Source organism: Starkeya nomas (genome assembly GCF_902703545.1).
Taxonomy (GTDB): Bacteria; Pseudomonadota; Alphaproteobacteria; order Rhizobiales; family Xanthobacteraceae; genus Ancylobacter; species Ancylobacter moscoviensis.
Genome location: NZ_CACSAS010000001.1, coordinates 2,757,400 through 2,775,498 on the forward strand (window position 1 = coordinate 2,757,400; position 18,099 = coordinate 2,775,498).

The 18,099-nt window shown below is 67.3% G+C and carries 15 protein-coding genes; 8 read left to right on the forward strand and 7 right to left on the reverse strand.

The features are described from left to right. Positions 1 to 328: 328 nt before the first annotated feature. The 4 genes from STARVERO_RS13245 (at position 329) to STARVERO_RS13260 (ending at position 5,755) form a co-directional block, all read left to right on the forward strand. A complete protein-coding gene (locus STARVERO_RS13245; protein WP_159599340.1) occupies positions 329 to 1,762 on the forward strand; it encodes a basic amino acid/polyamine antiporter in 1,434 nt (477 codons plus the stop codon). A gap of 26 nt (positions 1,763 to 1,788) precedes the next feature. Next, positions 1,789 to 3,027 (forward strand): arginine deiminase, encoded by a 1,239-nt coding sequence (locus tag STARVERO_RS13250; protein ID WP_159599342.1) that lies wholly within the window; start codon positions 1,789 to 1,791, stop codon positions 3,025 to 3,027. A 174-nt stretch (positions 3,028 to 3,201) separates the two neighbouring features. After that, positions 3,202 to 4,632, forward strand: coding sequence for a basic amino acid/polyamine antiporter (locus STARVERO_RS13255; protein ID WP_159599343.1), 1,431 nt, complete (start codon positions 3,202 to 3,204; stop codon positions 4,630 to 4,632). Positions 4,633 to 4,723: 91 nt separating this feature from the next. Beyond that, positions 4,724 to 5,755 (forward strand): Lnb N-terminal periplasmic domain-containing protein, encoded by a 1,032-nt coding sequence (locus tag STARVERO_RS13260; RefSeq protein ID WP_159599345.1) that lies wholly within the window; start codon positions 4,724 to 4,726, stop codon positions 5,753 to 5,755. Here STARVERO_RS13260 and STARVERO_RS13265 read toward each other — a convergent pair. The 5 genes from STARVERO_RS13265 to STARVERO_RS13285 all read right to left on the reverse strand — a co-directional run bounded on the left by STARVERO_RS13265 (position 5,737) and on the right by STARVERO_RS13285 (position 12,335). Beyond that, on the reverse strand, positions 5,737 to 6,345 hold the full coding sequence (locus tag STARVERO_RS13265) for a TetR family transcriptional regulator (RefSeq protein WP_144344491.1): 609 nt from the start codon (positions 6,343 to 6,345) through the stop codon (positions 5,737 to 5,739). The two genes, STARVERO_RS13260 and STARVERO_RS13265, sit on opposite strands and share 19 nt — an antisense overlap. Before the next feature lie 29 nt (positions 6,346 to 6,374). Then, positions 6,375 to 9,542, reverse strand: coding sequence for an efflux RND transporter permease subunit (locus tag STARVERO_RS13270; RefSeq protein ID WP_159599347.1), 3,168 nt, complete (start codon positions 9,540 to 9,542; stop codon positions 6,375 to 6,377). A 10-nt stretch (positions 9,543 to 9,552) separates the two neighbouring features. After that, positions 9,553 to 10,728 carry an efflux RND transporter periplasmic adaptor subunit gene (locus STARVERO_RS13275; protein ID WP_159599349.1) on the reverse strand — a complete coding sequence of 392 codons (1,176 nt, stop codon included), beginning with the start codon at positions 10,726 to 10,728 and terminating at the stop codon, positions 9,553 to 9,555. Between the two features lie 327 nt (positions 10,729 to 11,055). After that, complete coding sequence (locus tag STARVERO_RS13280; protein WP_159599351.1) at positions 11,056 to 11,289, reverse strand: hypothetical protein; 234 nt, start codon at positions 11,287 to 11,289, stop codon at positions 11,056 to 11,058. Positions 11,290 to 11,441: 152 nt separating this feature from the next. After that, a complete protein-coding gene (locus tag STARVERO_RS13285; protein WP_159599353.1) occupies positions 11,442 to 12,335 on the reverse strand; it encodes a LysR family transcriptional regulator in 894 nt (297 codons plus the stop codon). 108 nt (positions 12,336 to 12,443) lie between these two features. On the opposite strand from STARVERO_RS13285, the gene STARVERO_RS13290 reads away from it, so the two are divergent. Together STARVERO_RS13290 and STARVERO_RS13295 are read left to right on the forward strand one after the other, a co-directional pair. Beyond that, the gene (locus STARVERO_RS13290) at positions 12,444 to 12,794 is read left to right on the forward strand and encodes an antibiotic biosynthesis monooxygenase (protein ID WP_159599355.1); all 351 of its coding nucleotides are present in this window, start codon (positions 12,444 to 12,446) and stop codon (positions 12,792 to 12,794) included. Next, positions 12,791 to 14,089 (forward strand): MFS transporter, encoded by a 1,299-nt coding sequence (locus tag STARVERO_RS13295; RefSeq protein WP_159599357.1) that lies wholly within the window; start codon positions 12,791 to 12,793, stop codon positions 14,087 to 14,089. Before STARVERO_RS13290 ends, STARVERO_RS13295 begins: the two co-directional genes overlap by 4 nt. On the opposite strand, the gene STARVERO_RS13300 is transcribed toward STARVERO_RS13295, so the two are convergent. Together STARVERO_RS13300 and STARVERO_RS13305 are read right to left on the reverse strand one after the other, a co-directional pair. Next, positions 13,986 to 15,143: an FUSC family protein gene (locus STARVERO_RS13300; protein ID WP_159599359.1), complete on the reverse strand. Its 1,158-nt coding sequence runs from the start codon at positions 15,141 to 15,143 to the stop codon at positions 13,986 to 13,988. The genes STARVERO_RS13295 and STARVERO_RS13300 overlap by 104 nt on opposite strands. After that, positions 15,140 to 15,613: a MarR family winged helix-turn-helix transcriptional regulator gene (locus STARVERO_RS13305; protein ID WP_159599361.1), complete on the reverse strand. Its 474-nt coding sequence runs from the start codon at positions 15,611 to 15,613 to the stop codon at positions 15,140 to 15,142. The genes STARVERO_RS13300 and STARVERO_RS13305 overlap by 4 nt, the downstream gene beginning before the upstream one ends. 190 nt (positions 15,614 to 15,803) lie before the next feature. Here STARVERO_RS13305 and STARVERO_RS13310 point away from each other — a divergent pair, with 190 nt between their 5' ends. Together STARVERO_RS13310 and STARVERO_RS13315 are read left to right on the forward strand one after the other, a co-directional pair. Next, positions 15,804 to 17,366, forward strand: coding sequence for a sensor domain-containing diguanylate cyclase (locus STARVERO_RS13310; protein ID WP_159599363.1), 1,563 nt, complete (start codon positions 15,804 to 15,806; stop codon positions 17,364 to 17,366). 167 nt (positions 17,367 to 17,533) lie between these two features. Beyond that, the gene (locus tag STARVERO_RS13315) at positions 17,534 to 18,004 is read left to right on the forward strand and encodes a PACE efflux transporter (RefSeq protein WP_200837796.1); all 471 of its coding nucleotides are present in this window, start codon (positions 17,534 to 17,536) and stop codon (positions 18,002 to 18,004) included. Positions 18,005 to 18,099 lie beyond the last annotated feature (95 nt).

Here is an 18,099-nt window from a genome sequence, read left to right on the forward strand (position 1 = left end):
GCTCCCGTCCGGCTGACGGCTGGCTCTGCCGCAGCGCGATATCGATCATCCCCGTACCGCCTCCATCGCTCCCGCCGGAGCGCGGGCGCATATGTGCGCGATCCGAAGATTTCCAGCACCCAAGAGGCTGGATCAGGCTTTTGCACCAGCTAACAAATTCGCATGTTTTCCTTGTCGGACAAGATGCGCCTTCTTCGCAACTGCAACACAAACAAATTCAATATTGGGATTAATTGACAATAATTGGGACGCCTAGCCCATTTCTTGAAATTACTGCTAGTCTATAGCTCTGGACAGACTATGCCTTCCTGATTTCAAGAGGTGCAACATGGCTGACCCATCGGCGGGCAAACTCTCGCTTCCCACTTTGACCGCCATGGTTGTCGGCTCGATGGTCGGGGCAGGCATCTTCAATCTTCCCGGCCGCTTCGCCACGGCGACCGGCCCGTTCGGCGCCATCATCGCCTGGCTCATCGCCGGCACCGGCATGTACATGCTGGCGCGGGTCTTCCAGGCACTCGCGGAGAAGCGGCCGGACATCGACTCCGGCGTCTTCGCCTACGCCAAGGCCGGCTTCGGCGACTATATGGGCTTCCTGTCGGCCTTCGGCTACTGGCTGGGAAGCTGCCTCGGCAACGTCTTCTACTGGGTGCTGATCGGCTCGACGCTCGGGCGCTTCTTCCCCGACATCTTCGGGGACGGCAGCAGCGCCACCGCCATCATTGTGTCGCTGATCGGCGTCTGGGCCTTCCATTTCATGATCCTGCGCGGCGTCGAGCAGGCCACCTTCATCAACAGCATCGTCACCATCGCCAAGATCGTGCCGCTGATCGTGGCGATCCTCGGCTTCGTGTTCTTCTTCAACTACGACCAATTCGCCGCGAACTTCTTCGGTGGCGTCGGCATGCCGGAGAAGACGCTGCTGGCACAGGTGCGCGACACCATGCTGATCACGGTGTTCGTGTTCATCGGCATCGAGGGGGCGAGCGTCTATTCGCGCTACGCGAAGACCCGGTCGGATGTCGGCGTGGCCACCATCCTCGGCTTCGTCGCCGTCACCGGCCTGATGGTCGCCGTCACGCTGCTGCCCTACGCGACCGCGCCCCGTGCGGCGATCGCCGAGGTGCAGAATCCCTCGCTCGCCGGGGCGCTGGAGCTGGTGGTCGGCCATTGGGGCGCGGTACTGATTTCCATCGGCGTGCTGGTTTCGGTGCTCGGCGCCTATCTCGCCTGGTCGCTGATCTGCGCGGAAGTGCTGTTCGCCGCCGCCCAGTCCAACGACATGCCCCGACTCTTCGCCGCGCAGAACCGCAACCGCGTGCCCGCCAATGCGCTGTGGCTGACCAACATCGTCGTATCGCTGTTCATCATCTCCACCTACTGGTCGCGCGACGCCTTCAACTTCATGCTCGACATGACCAGCGTGACGGCGCTGATGCCCTACCTGCTGGTTGCCGGCTATGGCGTGCTGCTGGCGCGCAGCGGCGTCGGCTACGAAACGACGCCCGGCGAGCGCGGCCGCGACCAGATCTTCGCCTGGATCGCCGTGGTCTACACGCTGTTCATGTTCGTCGCCGCCGGCCTGAAATACGTGCTGCTGGTGACCGTGCTCTTCGTGCCCGGCACCATTCTCTACGTCTGGGCCCGCAGGGAACAGAACGCCCGGCTGTTCACCCCGGTCGAGCTCGTCATCTTCGCCGTCACGCTGCTCGGCGGCGCCATCGGCGCCTACGGTCTGCTGACCGGCCTCATCACTCCCTGACAAGAAAAGCCACGAGGAGCCCCACGATGGAAACGACCTTCGGCGTCCATTCGGAAGTCGGCCAGCTGCGCAAGGTCATGGTCTGCGCCCCCGGCCGCGCCCACCAGCGCCTCACCCCGAGCAATTGCGACGCCCTGCTCTTCGACGACGTGCTGTGGGTGGATGTCGCCAAGCGCGACCATTTCGACTTCATCACCAAGATGCGGGACCGCGGCATCGACGTGGTGGAGATGCACAACCTCCTCACCGAGACGCTCGCCGTCCCAGAAGCCAAGAAATGGATCCTCGACAATCAGGTGGTCCCGAACCAGATCGGCCTCGGCTTCGTCGAGGAGGTGCGCTCCTATCTCGAGGGCCTGCCGAACCGCCAGCTCGCCGAGACGCTGATCGGCGGCCTGTCCACCTACGAATTCCCCGAGACCATTGGCGGCGAGACGCTGGCGCTCATCCGCGACGCCGCCGGCGTCAACGAGTATCTGCTGCCGCCGCTGCCCAACACGCTCTACACCCGCGACACCACCTGCTGGATCTATGGCGGCGTCACCCTCAACCCGCTCTACTGGCCGGCGCGGCACGAGGAGACGATCCTCACCACCTCGATCTACACGTTCCATCCGGACTTCGCCGGCAAGGTGAACGTGTGGTGGGGCGACCCGACTAAGGACTGGGGCCTCGCCACGCTGGAAGGCGGCGACGTGATGCCGATCGGCAAGGGCAACGTGCTGATCGGCATGAGCGAGCGCACCTCGCGCCAGGCGATCAGCCAGGCCGCGGCGGCGCTGTTCGAGAAGGGTGGCGCGGAGCGTGTCATCGTCGCCGCCATGCCGAAGCTGCGCGCCGCGATGCATCTCGACACGGTGTTCACCTTCGCCGACCGCGACTGCGTGCTGCTGTACCCGGACATCGTCAACGGCATCGAATGCTTCTCCTACCGGCCGGACGGCAAGGGCGGCGTCGAGCTCTCCAAGGACAAGGGCGGCCTCGTCGAGACCGTGCGCGAGGCGCTCGGGCTCAAGGAGATCCGTGTCGTCGAGACCGGCGGCAACGACTACATGCGCGAGCGCACGCAGTGGGACAGCGGCGCCAACCTCGTCTGCGCCTCGCCGGGCGTGGTCTTCGCCTATGACCGCAACACCTACGCCAACACGCTCCTGCGCAAGGCGGGCATCGAGGTGATCACCATCGACGGCTCCGAGCTCGGCCGCGGGCGCGGCGGCGGCCATTGCATGACCTGCCCGATCGTCCGCGACGCGGTGGATTTCTGAGGGCGCACCTACAACCAGCGTCATGGCCGGGCTTGACCCGGCCATCCACGTCCTCGCCGATGTAGGATGCACACGCCAAAAGCGTGGATCCCCGGGCCGGGCCCGGGGATGACGGGGCTTTCGGATGGCGCGGCGAGCCTGCACGTGGTTAGGACCAGACTCTCAGGCGACGCGATGACCCAGCCCGCCCAACAGAAATTCGCCCTGCCGACGCTGGCCGCCATGGTGGTCGGCTCCATGGTCGGGGCGGGCATCTTCTCGCTGCCGCAGACCTTCGGGCGCGTCACCGGCGGCCTCGGCGCGCTCATCGCCTGGGCCATCGCCGGCGGCGGCATGCTGATGCTGGCCTTCGTCTTCCAGACGCTGTCGCGCCGCAAGCCCGAACTCGACGCCGGCGTCTACGCCTATGCCAAGGCCGGGTTCGGCAATTACCCCGGCTTCCTCTCGGCGCTGGGCTACTGGACGGTCTGCTGCCTCGGCAACGTGTCCTACTGGGTGCTGATCAAGTCGACCTGGGGGGCGCTGTTTCCCATCCTCGGCGACGGCAACACGGTCGTCGCCGTCGCCCTGTCGTCAATCGGCATCTGGGTGGTGCATTTCCTGATCCTGCGCGGCGTGCGCGAGGCGGCCTTCATCAACACCGTCGTCACGGTCGCGAAGATCATCCCGATCCTGATCTTCCTCGTCTTCGTCGGCTTCGCCTTCCAGGCGGGCATCTTCGCGGCGAATTTCGACGGCGGGCCCGGCCTCGAGGCCGAGGGCCTGTTCGCACAGGTGCGCGGCACCATGCTGGTGACGGTGTTCGTCTTCGTCGGCATCGAGGGGGCCAGCGTCTATTCGCGCTATGCGCGCAAACGCTCCGATGTCGGGCTCGCGACGGTGCTCGGCTTTCTCGGCGTGCTGTGCCTGCTCGTGCTGGTGACGATGCTTTCCTACGGAGTGCTGCCGCGTCCCGACCTCGCCGAGTTGCGCAACCCTTCCATGGCGGGCGTTCTGCGCGCGGTGGCGGGGCCCTGGGGGGCCGTGTTCGTCAGCGCCGGCCTCATCGTCTCGGTGCTCGGCGCCTATCTCTCATGGTCGCTGCTGGCGGCGGAGGTTCTCTATTCCGCGGCGAAGATGGAGAGCATGCCGGCCTTCCTGGCGGTGGAGAACCACAACAAGGTACCCGCCGCCGCGCTCTGGCTCACCAACATCCTGATCCAGCTCTTCCTCGTCCTGACGCTCTTCGCCGAGGAAGCTTTCCTGCTGGCGCTGAAGCTCACCTCCTCGATGATCCTGCTGCCCTATTTGCTGACGGCGGCCTACGCGCTGAAGCTCGCCTGGACGGGGGAGACCTATGCGCAACAGCCGCGCGAGCGCAACGGCGACCTGATCCTCGCGGCTCTCGCCACGATCTACGCGATCGGCCTGATCTATGCGGGCGGGCTGAAATTCCTGCTGCTGTCGCTGGTCATCTACGTACCGGGGACGATCCTGTTCGCCATCGCGCAGAAGGAACGGGGCCACCGCCTCTTCACCCCCGGCGAGACCATGCTTTTCGCCGTCGCCGCCATCGGCGCGGCCGTCGCGCTCTACGGGCTGGTGACCGGGCTTATCCGCGCCTGACCGTCGCCCCCTCCGGCGACAGGCGGGTGGAAACGCGGTAGGCATCGAAAGGTCTGTCCCGCCGCCCGGCGGGCACCGTATTGGCGGGTGAATGAGCGCAAACACGACCCGAAGCGAAGGAAGGCCCCCGCACGCGACGGGCACGGCCGGACGAAGGGGAACGGCGGGCATCGTCCTCCTCCTGGCCGGAACCGCGCTGCTCTTCCTGTGGGTCTGCGCGGCGGCGTGGTTCCAGTTCGAGCCACCGCTACGCTGGGCGGTGATCGCACTGGCCGTGGCCATTGGCGGGACCATCACCCTTCTGGCATGGCGCCGCCGCACCGCCGGCTGGATGGCGCTGGCGGTGGCCCTGTGCGCGACAGCGGTCTGGTGGGCGTCCATCACGCCTTCCAACGACCGCGACTGGGCGCCGGACGTGGCACATGGCGTCACCGGCGAGGTCCGCGGCTCAGACGTGGTGCTCCACAATGTACGGGCCTTCGACTGGCGGACCGAGCATGACGGCACGCCGCGTTGGGAGAGCCGCCGCTACGACCTCGATGCGCTCGAGACGGTCGAGCTCTTCAGCTCGGTCTGGGGCAATCCGGCCATCGCCCACACGCTGATCGGCTTCGGCTTCAAGGATGGCGCGCGCGTCGTCTTCTCGGCGGAGATCCGCCGCGAGCGCGGCGAGGAGTTCTCCGAGATCGGCGGCTTCTTCAGGGAATTCGAACTGGTGATGATCGCCGCCGATCCGGACGACATCATCCACCTGCGCACGGACATGCGGCGCGAGACGGTGTCGCGCTTCCCGCTCCGGCTCACGCCCGAGCAGGCACGCACGCTGTTCCTGTCCTATGTGGCGAAGGCGAACGAACTCGCGACCGAGCCGGAATTCTACCAGACCATCACCACCAACTGCACGACGGTGATCTTCCATCTGGCACGTCTCGTCGATCCGCGCATCCCGACCGACTGGCGCATCCTGCTGTCGGGCTATCTCCCGGACTATCTCTACGAACTCGGCATCATCCGCACCGACCTGCCGCTCGACGAGGTGAAACGCGCCGCCGTTCTCGTCCCGGACGGCCGTCCGCCGCCGGCCTCGAAACCGATGCCGGTGCCTCAGGCCGACCAGCTCTGAAGCAGCGCCCGCAGCATGTCCTCGCCGTCCCCGACGAAGTCGAAGGCGTCGCGGTCCTTGAGCCATTCGAAGAGCAGCCCCGTCACGGACCACTGGAACGTGCGGACCGCCGTCTCGGGCTTCCAGTGGGCGGCGAGCTGTCCCTTCTCGCGGGCCAGCTCGAAGAACTCCAGCAGCTGGCCGAAATGCCGCTGCGTCGTCTCGCGGTCGCGCTTGAGCAGCTCGGCCAGCTCGCCATGATAATCGCAGCGGAACAGGATGGTGTAGATGCGCTGGCGCCGCTCATCCCTGGCGATGATATGGAGGCACTGCCGGGCCACCTCGCACACGAAGTCCAGTGGCCGCTCCGGCTTCGTCTCCCGGCTGAGAACCAGCATTTCCTCCGCCGGCAGGGTCGTCAGTTCGTCGAGCGCCAGCAGCAGCTCCGCCTTGTTGGCGAAGTGCCAGTAGATGGCGCCACGCGTCACGCCCGCCGCCGCCGCGATCCGGTCGAAGGTGACGGCCGACACGCCGAGCTCGAAGAACAGGTGCTCGGCCACGTCGAGCAGCTTCGCGCGTGTCTCCTCGGCTTCCGCCTTCGTCCGTCGCATGGCAGCCTTCTCCCGTCCCCGTTTCCCCTCTAGTGGGTGGAGGCGCGCTCCTCAAGCTCGCCCCTTCCCTCGGCGGGGTTGGGAGCGGTCTTTTCGCTCCTGCGGCCGAGCCTTTCGAACAGGCGGATGACGAAGACGAAGAAGACCGGCACGAAGAACACCGCGAGCACGGTGGCCGAGATCATGCCGCCCATGACGCCCGTGCCGATGGCCTGCTGGCTGGCAGCGCTGGCGCCGGCGGCGATGGCGAGCGGCACCACGCCGAGCGTGAAGGCCAGCGACGTCATGACGATCGGCCGGAACCGCAGATGGGCGGCCTCGATGGTCGCCTCCAGCAGCGGCTTGCCCTGGGCGCGCAGATCCTTGGCGAACTCGATGATCAGGATCGCGTTCTTGGCCGACAACCCGATGATGGTGATCAGGCCGACCTTGAAATAGACGTCGTTCGGCATGTCGCGCAGCATCACCGCGAGGACGGAGCCGATGATGCCGAGCGGGATCACCAGCATCACCGCGATGGGGATGGACCAGCTCTCGTAGAGCGCCGCGAGGCACAGGAAGACCAGCACGCAGGACAAAGCGAGCAGCATCGGCACCTGCGAGCCGGACTGAATCTCCTGCAGCGACTGGCCGCTCCATTCATAGCCGAAGCCGTCCGGCAGCAGGCCGGCGATGCGCTCGACCTCGGAGATGGCGTCGCCGGAGGAATAGCCCGGCGCCGCCTGCCCGCTGAAGCGCACCGACGGATAGCCGTTGTAGCCCACCGCCTGCGAGGAGCCGCGCGTCCATTCCACATGGGCGAAGGACGACAGGGGCACCATGCCGCCATTCACGTTGCGCACGTTGAGCTTGAGCAGGTCCTGCGTCTGCATGCGCCGCGCCTGATCCGCCTGCACGGTGACGCGCTGCATGCGTCCGGAATTGGGGAAGTCGTTGATGTAGGACGAGCCGAGCGCGGTGGTGATGGTGGCGTTGATGTCGGCGAAGGTGACGCCGAAGGTGTTGGCCTTCTCGCGGTCGATCACGAGATTGACCTGCGCCGCGTTCGGCATGCCTTCCACATTGACGCCGACGAGGATCGGGCTCTTCGCCGCCTCGGCGAGGAACTGCGCCTCGGCCGCCGCCAGCGCGGCCGTGCCGAGACCGCCGCGGTCCTGCAGCCGGAACGAGAAGCCGTTGGAGTTGCCGAGCCCCTGGATCGGCGGCGGCGACAGGGCGAAGACGATGGCATCACGCAGCGAGGCGAGCGCCATGGTCGCGCGCCCGGAGATCGAGGTGGCGGAATCGCTCGCGTCGCGCTCGCTCCAGTCCTTCAGCGTGACGAAGGCGAGGGCGGCGTTGTCGCCGACGCCGTTGAAGCTGTAGCCGCTGATCGCGACCACTTCGGCCACGCCCTTCTCGCCGGCGAAGGTCTTCTCCATTTCCTGGATGACCTCGAAGGTGCGGTTGGCGCTCGCCTCGGCAGGCGTCTGCACGTTCACCAGCACGTAGCCCTGGTCCTCGTTCGGCAGGAAGGCGGAGGGCAGGCGCACGAACATGTAGCCGAGCGCCACCACGATCACGAGATAGATCGCCATCACCCGGCCGGCGCGCTTCAGCAGCCAGCCCACCGAGCCGCTGTAGCCGCGCGAGGTCCGGTCGAACCCGCGGTTGAACCAGCCGAAGAAGCCCTTGCGCTCGGCGTGATGCCCCTTGGGGATCGGCTTGAGGAAGCTCGCGCACAGGGCGGGCGTGAGCGAGAGGGCGAGCAGCGCCGAGAACAGGATCGACGTGACCATGGTCAGGCTGAACTGGCGGTAGATCACGCCCACCGCGCCGGGGAAGAAGGCCATCGGCACGAACACCGCGGTCAGAACGAGAGTGATGCCGATCACTGCGCCGGTGATCTGCTTCATCGCCTTGCGCGTCGCCTCCTTCGGCGGCAGCCCCTCCTCCACCATGATGCGCTCGACATTCTCGACCACGACGATGGCGTCGTCGACGAGGATGCCGATGGCCAGCACCATGGCGAACATGGTCAGCACGTTGATGGAGAAGCCCGTCGCCAGCATGACCGCGCAGGTGCCGAGCAGCGCGACGGGCACCACCAGCGTCGGGATGACGGTGTAGCGGATGTTCTGGAGGAACAGGAACATCACCAGGAACACCAGTCCCACCGCCTCCAGCAGCGTGTGCAGCACCTTCTCGATCGAGGCTTCGACGAACGGGGTGGTGTCGTAGGGCACGACATATTCGATGCCGGCGGGGAAGAAGCGCGAGAGCTCGTCCAGGCGCGCGCGCACCGCCTGCGATGTCGCCAGCGCGTTGCCGGTCGGGGTGAGCTGGACACCGATGGCGGCGACCGGCTTGCCGTTCAGCCGGGTGGAGAAATTGTAGTCCTGCCCACCGACCTCCACCCGCGCCACGTCGCGCAGCCGGACGGTCGAGCCGTCTGGATTGGCCCGCAGCACGATGGAGCCGAACTCGTCCGGCGAGGTGAGCTGGCCCTTGACCAGCACGGTCGCGGAAATCTGCTGGTTGATCGGATTGGGCTGCGCGCCGATGCGCCCCGCCGCGACCTGCGCGTTCTGCGCGGAGATCGCATTGGTGATGTCGGCCGTGGTCAGGTTCAGGCCGACCATGCGGTCGGGATCGATCCAGATGCGCATCGAGCGTTCGGTCGAGAAGAGCTGCGCCCGGCCGACGCCGTCGATGCGGCGGATCTCGCTCAGCACGTTGCGGCTCGCATAGTCGCCGAGGCCGATGGCGTCGACGGCTCCGTCCGTGGAGGTGATGGCGACCACCATGAGGAAGCCGGACCCGGCCTCCTCCACCTGCACGCCCTGCTGGATGACCGACTGCGGCAGGCGCGATTCCACGCGCCGGATGCGGTTCTGCACGTCGACCGCGGCCTGCTGGGAATCCGTGCCCGGCTGGAAGGTGATGTTGATCTCGACCCGCCCGGACGTATCCGAGGTGGATTCGAAATAGAGCAGGCCAGTGGTGCCGTTCAGCTCCTCCTCGATCAGGCGGGTCACGCTCTGGTAGATCGTCTCCGGTGAGGCGCCGGGGTACACCGTGGAGACGGTGATCTGCGGCGGCGCCACGTTCGGATATTGCGAGATCGGCAGCATCGGCAGGGCAATGACGCCGGCGAGCGCGATGAAGATCGCGACGACCCAGGCAAAGACCGGCCGGTCGATGAAAAAGCTCGGCATGGTCTCCGCCTCAGTTCGCCACGTTCTTCTCGCCGCCTTCGGCACGGGCGTCGTGGTGCCATCCCGGCTTCCAGTCCTGCGCCGTGACCTTCGCGCCGACGCCGATCTTCTGGAAACCGTCCACGACCACCCGGTCGCCGGACTTCAGCCCACGCTCGATCACCCAGCGGTCGCCGACGATCCGGCCCGCCGTCACGCCGCGCAACTCCAGCGTGTCGTCCGGCCTGACGATGTAGAGCTGCGCCTGGCCGGCGGTGTCGCGCTGCACCGCCTGCACGGGAACGGCGAGCGCGTCCTTCTGCAGGCCCTGCTCGATCTCGACGCGCACATACATGCCCGGCAGCAGGTCGCCGTCGGGGTTCGGGAATTCGCCGCGCAGCGTGATCTGCCCGGTGGAGGCATCGACCATCGCCTCGGAGAACAGCAGCCGTCCCGGGCGGGGATAGCGGCTGCCATCCTCGAGGATCAGGTGCACCGGCGTCTGGTCCGGCTCCACCTCTTCGAGAGTGCCCTCCTTCAGCGCACGGCGCAGACGGATGAGCTCCGTCGCCGACTGGGTGAAGTCGGCATAGACGGGATCGAGCTGCTGGATGGTCGCCAGAGTGCCGGACGTCGATCCGACCAGCGCGCCCTCAGTGATGGTGGCGCGGCCGATGCGCCCGCTGATCGGGGCGGTGACGTTGGCGTATTGCAGGTTGAGCTGCGCCTCGGCGAGTCCGGCTTCGGCAGCGGCGACGTCCGCATCCGCCTGGGCCAGCGCCGCGACGGAATTGTCGACCTGCTGGGCGCTGCTGACGCCGCGCGTGCGCAGCTCCTGCTGGCGGTCGTTCTGCTGACGGGCCTGAAGCTGCGAGGCCTTGGCCCGCTGCAGCGTCGCCTTGGCGCTGGCCACCTTCACCTCGAACGGCGCGGGATCGATGCGGTAGAGCACGTCTCCCTCGCGCACCATCGTGCCCTGCACGAAGACCCGCTCGACGACGATCCCCGAAACCCGCGGCAGCACTTCCGCGATCCGCGTCGGCGCGATGCGGCCCGGCAGCTCGTTGGTGATGGCGATGGGCTCCGAGGCGACGGTGATCACTCCCACGGCGGACGGAGGCATTTCCTGGGCTCCGGCCCAGAAAGGCAGCGCAAAGGTTGCCGCAAGCGACAGAGAGAAGATGTGCCGGAGAGAGAACGGGATCATGAGATGTCTCGCGGAGGGTACACGTGCCACGACAGACGCGCCAATTAATATACAAACAGTATGTATGTAAATGGGCTTGGCGAATGGCGGCAAAAGCGGCCAGTGGTTCGTGGCCGACCTCGCGACCCTTGCCGCTTCATCGGGCTACCGGGCAGCCGGTCGCGGACCTCGCCAAGGAGAAGCCCGAACGGAACTCATGTTCGAATGGGGTGCCCGACGCTCCGGCGGCCATAGCCACCGGCGCGCATCCGTTCCGAAAGCGGTGACGGGCTAAGAAAGCCGTTCCTGCCGAGGGAAAAGGCCGGGTTCCGGAACGGGATATGAGTTTCAGCCGCTGACGCGCACCGGCATGGCCGGCCGCGGATGCCGCCCGCGCCGCACGGCCGGCCGGGTGGGAACGTCGCAGGTGTGCTGCTCCAGCTGCCGGTGTGCCGCTTCGAGGCGTTTCCATGCTTCCACGCCGGCCTCGACGAGCTTGAGTCGATCCTCCGAGGTGAGTGCCGGATTGCGCGCCTGCGAAATGATGAAGGCGTACTCCTCCAGCTCGACGTCGACGTCCAACAGCATCTCCCGGACCGCTTGCATGTCGCTTCCTCCCGGCTGCTCGGCCTGATCTTGGTTTTGAGGCCGGAGGACAACGTTCGCCGCCGTTGCCTGTTCCGGCCGACACGACGCCGGGACTTCACGATTGCAACGGGCAGAGCCGGAAGTTTTCAGGCTCCGGCGCGGAACAGATTCTCCGCCATGAAGTCCACGAAGGCGCGGACCTTCGGCGTCAGCTGACGGCCAGCGGGCCAGAGCACGCTGAACTGGTCCGCTTCCACCACGTACTCTTCGAGCAGCGAAACGAGACGCCCGTCGGCGATCTCGTCGCGGACCGCGAAAGGCGGCAGGCAAGCGATCCCCAGCCCCTCGACGGCCAGTCGGATCAGCGGATCGATCGCCGTCGCGCTCATCGCCTCCGGCAGGTCGATCTTCTCCGCCGCCCCGGATCGGGCGAAAGGCCAGGGGCGCAACTTGCCGGTTGTCGGCGAACGCTGATGGAGACACCGGTGGCGCGCCAGATCCTGTGGGGTCGCGGGAATCCCGCAGCGCTCCAGATAGGCGGGCGCCGCCACGATCAGCAGCCGGAACCGGCCAATGTTACGGCTCATCAGCCGGCTGTCGGACGGCCGGCCGGTACGGATCACCGCGTCGAAGCCTTCCTCCACCACATCGACGAGGCGGTCGGTGAAGTCGAGGTCGAGCTGCACCTCGGGATAGGCACGCATGAAGCCGGCAAGGACGGGTGTGAGCAGCATGCCTACCAGCGGCAGGCTGACGCGCAGCCGTCCCCTCGGCGTCCGGCTCGCCTGGGCGAGCTCGGCCTCGGCCGCCTCGACCTCGTCGAAGATGCGCCGGCATCGTTCGAGGAAGAGCCGGCCCTCTTCCGTCAGCGTCATGTTGCGGGTGTTGCGGTGGAACAGGCGCACATCCAGCCGCTGTTCCAGCCGGGCCACCGCCTTGCCCACCGCCGAGGCCGAAAGGCCCAATTGCCGCCCGGCGGCGACGAAGCTGCCGGTCTCGGCGGACTGCACGAAGGCGCTGAGGGCGGCGAACTGGTCCATGGATACTCGATAGCGGAATCTTCTTCCGTAGTCATAGGAATAGACGCCTATTTTTCCCTTTCCGACGTTCGGCTACCGCTGGTCGCACCATTCACCACGGAGCCTGCCATGATCGGAACCTCGCCCGCCGCCTTCTCGGCGCACCCCGCGCCGACGACCTTCATCGTCAATGTGATCCACGCCCATCCCGGCAAGCAGGACGAGGCGTTCCGGCTCATTCAGGATGTCGTGCACTACGTCGCAGAGCGAAAACCCGGCTTCCTATGGAGCAGCCTTGCCCGGAGCACGGACGGCCTGACCGTCGTCAACATCGAGGCGATCTCGGATGCCGGCGACGTGGAGCGGTTCTTCTCCGATCCCGTATTCCTCGAAAAATTCCGCCGGCTCGATGCCGTCTCCAGCAGCGAGTTCCACACCTATGCAGTGGATGATCTCGTGCTGCCAAAGGCCGCGGGATGAACGGGGCCACCACCGCCGCGGAAATCCGCCGTTTCCCGCTCGCCGGCCTTCTGGCGCTCGCCACCGCCGGTTTCATCACCATCCTCACGGAGGCCCTGCCGGCCGGCCTCCTGCCGCAGATCGGGGCGGGCCTTGCGGTTTCCGAGGCGCTCGCGGGGCAACTCGTCACCGTCTATGCCGGGGGATCGCTGGTCGCCGCGATCCCCCTGACCGCCGCGACGCAGGGCATGCGCCGCCGACCGCTGCTGCTGGTCGCCATCGGTGGTTTCGCGGTGGCCAACACCGTGACCGCGCTCTCCGCCGATTACGTTCTGACGATGCTCGCACGCTTCATTGCCGGGGTCTCGGCCGGCCTGCTCTGGGCTCTGCTCGCCGGCTACGCCGCCCGGATGGTGCCGGGTCATCTGAAGGGCCGCGCCATCGCCGTCGCCATGGTCGGCACGCCGCTGGCGCTCTCGCTCGGCGTCCCCGCCGGAACCTTCCTCGGCACGGCGATCGGCTGGCGGGCTTGCTTCGGCCTGATGAGCGGGCTGACGCTGCTCCTCGTCATATGGGTGCTGGCGAAAGTGCCCGATTTTCCCGGCCAGGCGGCGGGCCAGCGCCACTCGCTGGGCGCGGTGTTCGGCATGGCGGGCGTACGGCCGGTGCTGTTCGTCACCCTCGCCTTCGTCCTCGCCCACAACATCCTCTACACCTACATCGCTCCCTTCCTCGCCGCCGCGCGCATGGCGGAACGAACCGACCTCGTGCTGCTGATCTTCGGCGTGACCTCGGTCATCGGCATCTCGATTGTCGGCGCCCTGGTCGATCGTCGCCTGCGAAGCCTGACGCTCGCCAGCATCGCACTGTTCGTCCTGTCGGCGCTGACGCTGGGCATCCGGCCCGATGCTCCCGCAGCGATCTACGTGGCGACCGGCGTGTGGGGCCTCGCCTTCGGCGGCGCCGCGACGCTGTTCCAGACCGCGCTGGCCAAGACCGCCGGCAATGCAGCCGATGTCGCCCAGTCCATGCTGGTCACCGCCTGGAACACGGCCATTGCGGGCGGCGGGATCATCGGTGGGCTGCTGCTGGAGAAGATCGGTGTACAGGTGTTCTCCCCGGCCCTGCTCTGCCTTCTGGTGCCGAGCTTCATCGTTGCCTGGGCTGCGCGGCAGGGTTTTCCGGCCGACACGGCACCTCGTCCGGCAGGGTTCAGCCCTCCTCCGGCCGCCGGGCCCGTGCCGCGTGATGGTGGGCCAGATGCACCCGGTCATCCAGCGTCGAGCACAGGACCGCGAGAACGATCCCGATGCTGATGCCGATCAGCGTATCGAGAACGCGCTCCGACGCCATGCCGGCGCCGGCCGCGGAGGGGGAGGCAAGATAGCTCATCAGCAGCGCCATGGGCGTCACCGTGATCTGCCCGAACGCATAGTTCGTGCCGATCACCATCTCCGTCACGATCTGGAGGACGACCAGCAGAGCGATCACCGTCCACACGGACGGCGCCTGGAGCATGATGAGCCAGACCAGCGCGGCGCCGATCAGCGTCCCGCCCATGCGCTGAAGGGCGCGGTTCATGCTGATGTGAAGATGGCTCCCCTGCATCACCGCCAGCGTGCCCATCGCCGCCCATGCCGGGTGGGCCGCGCCCATGGCATCGGCCGCGAAGGCCGCTATGGCCGAGCCGATGGCGATGCGGGCGGCGGCGATCAGGCGGTGGTCGAGCGGCCGCGCCGGCTCGACCGGGAACGGCGCCTCCGGCGTCGCCTGCCGGCGGACGATCTCCGTCGACGCGCAGACGAGCCAGGCCAGTCCCGCGACCAGAGCCGTCGCGGCGGTGCGCTCCACGATCTGCCACCCGGCATCGACGGGCCCCATGGAGGCCCCGGCCGCGAACGCAAAGATCAGCGCGCCCGGCGGCCCGAACTGCCAGCTGACCGTCGCCAGGAAGAAGAGGCCACACAGAAGCGCCAGCAGCGCCAGTTGAACTGGCAGGGGCGCTCCCAGCCACACGACGGTCGACATGATCAGGACCGCGAGGCACTGGCACAGCGCGCACAGCGCCACGACGCGGCCGCGACGAGCCGGCGGCGCGAAGCGTCCGAAGAGGGCGACCAGCGCTCCCAGCGAGGCGAACCCGACCATGTGCGGCCACGCCGACACATAGGCGAGCGGCAGCGCGACCGCCATGGTGAGCGCCGCCTGTCCCCCCGCCAGCAAGGCATTGCGCGGGGAGGCCTGCCGCGCCAGGGCAAGGCTTTCCCGGATCTGGTGCGATCTCAGGAGATGGCGCGCGGCATCGGCACGACCGGCTGCCGGAACCCGCGCGGCGGCGGGACGGGCGGAGGGCCGGCTCTCGGCGCTCATGCCGCCGCGTCCTCGCGCCGTGCCGCCTGCAGATCGGCGAGCCGTTGCTCGATATGGTCGAAATGCCCGAGCATCATCGCGATGTCGGCGTCGGAAATACCGGCCAGTATCTCCTCTTCGCCTCGGGCGAGTTCCTGACGGATCACCGCCACCCGCTCCTCGCCAAGCGCCGTGAGGTGGATCCGCCGGGCCCGGCCGTCCGCCTCGTCCACCCGCCGATCCACGAGCCCCTGCCGGCACAGTATGTCGAGCAGGCGCACGAGGCTCGATCCGTCGATGCCGACCCGTGCGGCCAGTTCCTTCTGGGTGATGCCCCCGCCGGTTTCCTGAAGGTGGACCAGAGGCACCCAGGTGGCGTCCGACAGGCCGGCGGCGGCGAGGCGGGCTTCCAGCGCCCGTCGCCAGTGGCGGGCGAGCAGCGAGAAACGGATGCCGAAGCGGCTGCGGGGAGAGGAATTGATACGGTTCATGGCGTCAGGAACCACTATTTAATTTGCATTGCAAATCAAATTAATCGCGCACGAGGTTTATCCGGGCCCGCCAGCAACCCAGACTTCGTAGACCTTGGCACCCGAACCCTGCGGCAATCTCCCGGCCTCCGCCGTTCCTAGCCCCGTTCGACCGAGTCTTCCGCAACCCGCGCACTCCCTCCGGATCTGCATGACCCCGACACCACCGCTTGAGCAGAATGGTCCCAGGCGGACAGGAGCCGTTCCCCGCAAGCGGATCGGCGACCTGATCATCGCGCTGGTGGCGGTCGCCTCGCTGGCCATCCTCGGCGCCATGATCGACACGCTGAGAACCGCCTACAACGATGTCGAGCTGCGGGCGGAGCGCGAGGCACACAGCCTGCTGGAGGCCAGCGTGAGCCATCTGGAGAGCCAGCTTGCGCTCTGGGACCTCTCGCTCAAGCTGGCGGCGGACATCTTTCACAGGGATCGCTTCGCGACGCTGAATGCCGACGACCGGATCCTCCTGCTGTCGAACCTCGCCACCAATGTCAGCTTCATCGGCTCCCTGCTGGTGCTGGACCGACAGGGAAACATCAGCCTCGACCCGATGTCCCCGGTGCGCCGCACCGGCAATTTCTCGGACAGGGACTACTTCCTCGCCCCCCAGAAGGCCGATGTCGGCACCTTCATCAGCCAGCCCTACCGCAGCCGGCTGCGGAACCACGATCCCAGCATCGCCCTGAGCCGCCGCATCACGGGCCCCGACGGCGGCTTCGACGGTGTCGTCATGATCGCCGTCCGGCTCGCATCGATCCGCGCCATGTTCGACGATCTCGACCCTGGCCAGCGGGGCGCCATCGCCGTGATCAACGCGGCGGGGCGCGTCCTCATGCGCCACCCCTCGCTCGACGGGTCCGGCGATGTCGATCTCGACCTGTCCGCGAGCCCGAACTTCCGCCGCATGCTCGCCGAACAGACCGGAAGCTTCTCGGCACGCGCCGTCACCGACGGCACCCAGCGGCTCTACGTCTTCACCACCGTGCCGGGGACCGACCTTCTCGTCAGCGTCGGCCTGGCGGAGAACGAAGTGTTCTCGGGATGGTACCGGCGAGTCTACTTCACGATCGCGGTCATCGTCGCGATGTGCGCCATCGCCCTCCTCATCTCCCTGCGGCTGCGCGCCGAACTCGCGCGCCGCGAGGCCGCCGAGGCCCAGCTCGCGAAGCTCGCGCGCACCGACCCTCTGACCGGCCTTGCCAACCGGCGGGTCTTCGAGGAATTCGCCGAGCGCGAGCTGCGCCGCTCCCGACGCACGGACCGCCCGCTCTCGATGATCCTGATAGACGCCGATCACTTCAAGGCGGTCAACGACCGCTACGGGCACGCGGTCGGCGACACTATCCTGCAATTGCTGGCGACCGTCATGACACGGCATCTGGGGCGGCCGGGCGACCTCGGCGTGCGGTTCGGCGGCGAGGAATTCATCGCCCTGCTCGCCGATACGGGCGCGGCGGGCGCGGCAATCGTCGCCGACCGGATTCGCCAGGGTTTCGAGACCGCCACGTCGCAGACCCCCAATCTCGACGCGCCCGTCACCGTCAGCATCGGCGTGGCCGAGCTTACCGCCCGCATGGCGGACGTACCCGACCTCGTGGCCGCGGCGGATCGCGCGCTGTATCGCGCCAAGGCATCCGGACGAAACCGCGTCATGCGCGACGAGGAAACGGCCGGCCCGCCGGAGGCGCACGAGGGCGGGCGCCGCGAGGCCTGAAACATTTACGCAGCGGCACTTCCCCCGAACCTCCACCCGGGGTAGAAGAAGCGCCCCGGCCGACGATCCCCGGCGCCTTCCGGCCCATCCGGCGAACGGCCGACGAAAACCTCACGCAGACCCGCCGCAATGGCCTGGACCGCGTGACCGGGTCTTGGAGTGCAGAAGTGATTTCCCTGCAGCGAAACACTCGCCGCATCGTTTACGTCGTCCTGTTCGAGATCATTGCGATCGTTGCGTCGACGATCCTCCTGTCCGAGCTGAGCGGCGGACCGCCCTCCCACTCGTTGCCCATCGCCATCGCGATCTCCTTCATCGCCGTTGCCTGGAACTACCTCTACAATTCCATGTTCGAGGAATGGGAAAAGCGGCGACGCATCCAAGAGCGGCGCTTTCTTCACCGCTGCGTGCACGCCATCGGCTTCGAGGCCGGTCTCATCATCTGCATCGTGCCGCTTTACATGTGGTGGTACGGCATCGGCCCGCTCGACGCCTTCATCATGGAAGTGTCGATCCTGATTTTCTTCCTGGTGTACACCTTCGTGTTCACCTGGACCTTCGATCAGGTCTTCGAGCTTCCGCAGGCGCGCGACTGGCGGCAAACCTGCGCCGAAGGTCCTCCCGGCGCGCAGGGCTGAGCGGCGCGGCCCGACCGAGGACGCCGCTTCCCGGCCGCCGGCGTCGTCCCCGGCCTAGCCGGCCCGCTCCGCGCACGTGCGGGCGCAGGCCCACG

Excerpts from the sequence above, each read along its gene's own strand:
- STARVERO_RS13245 (WP_159599340.1), top strand. The coding sequence starts at position 329 with ATGGCTGACCCATCGGCGGGCAAACTCTCGCTTCCCACTTTGACCGCC.
- STARVERO_RS13250 (WP_159599342.1), top strand. The coding sequence starts at position 1,789 with ATGGAAACGACCTTCGGCGTCCATTCGGAAGTCGGCCAGCTGCGCAAG.
- STARVERO_RS13255 (WP_159599343.1), top strand. The coding sequence starts at position 3,202 with ATGACCCAGCCCGCCCAACAGAAATTCGCCCTGCCGACGCTGGCCGCC.
- STARVERO_RS13260 (WP_159599345.1), top strand. The coding sequence starts at position 4,724 with ATGAGCGCAAACACGACCCGAAGCGAAGGAAGGCCCCCGCACGCGACG.
- STARVERO_RS13265 (WP_144344491.1), bottom strand. The coding sequence starts at position 6,345 with ATGCGACGGACGAAGGCGGAAGCCGAGGAGACACGCGCGAAGCTGCTC.
- STARVERO_RS13270 (WP_159599347.1), bottom strand. The coding sequence starts at position 9,542 with ATGCCGAGCTTTTTCATCGACCGGCCGGTCTTTGCCTGGGTCGTCGCG.
- STARVERO_RS13275 (WP_159599349.1), bottom strand. The coding sequence starts at position 10,728 with ATGATCCCGTTCTCTCTCCGGCACATCTTCTCTCTGTCGCTTGCGGCA.
- STARVERO_RS13285 (WP_159599353.1), bottom strand. The coding sequence starts at position 12,335 with ATGGACCAGTTCGCCGCCCTCAGCGCCTTCGTGCAGTCCGCCGAGACC.
- STARVERO_RS13290 (WP_159599355.1), top strand. The coding sequence starts at position 12,444 with ATGATCGGAACCTCGCCCGCCGCCTTCTCGGCGCACCCCGCGCCGACG.
- STARVERO_RS13295 (WP_159599357.1), top strand. The coding sequence starts at position 12,791 with ATGAACGGGGCCACCACCGCCGCGGAAATCCGCCGTTTCCCGCTCGCC.
- STARVERO_RS13300 (WP_159599359.1), bottom strand. The coding sequence starts at position 15,143 with ATGAGCGCCGAGAGCCGGCCCTCCGCCCGTCCCGCCGCCGCGCGGGTT.
- STARVERO_RS13305 (WP_159599361.1), bottom strand. The coding sequence starts at position 15,613 with ATGAACCGTATCAATTCCTCTCCCCGCAGCCGCTTCGGCATCCGTTTC.
- STARVERO_RS13310 (WP_159599363.1), top strand. The coding sequence starts at position 15,804 with ATGACCCCGACACCACCGCTTGAGCAGAATGGTCCCAGGCGGACAGGA.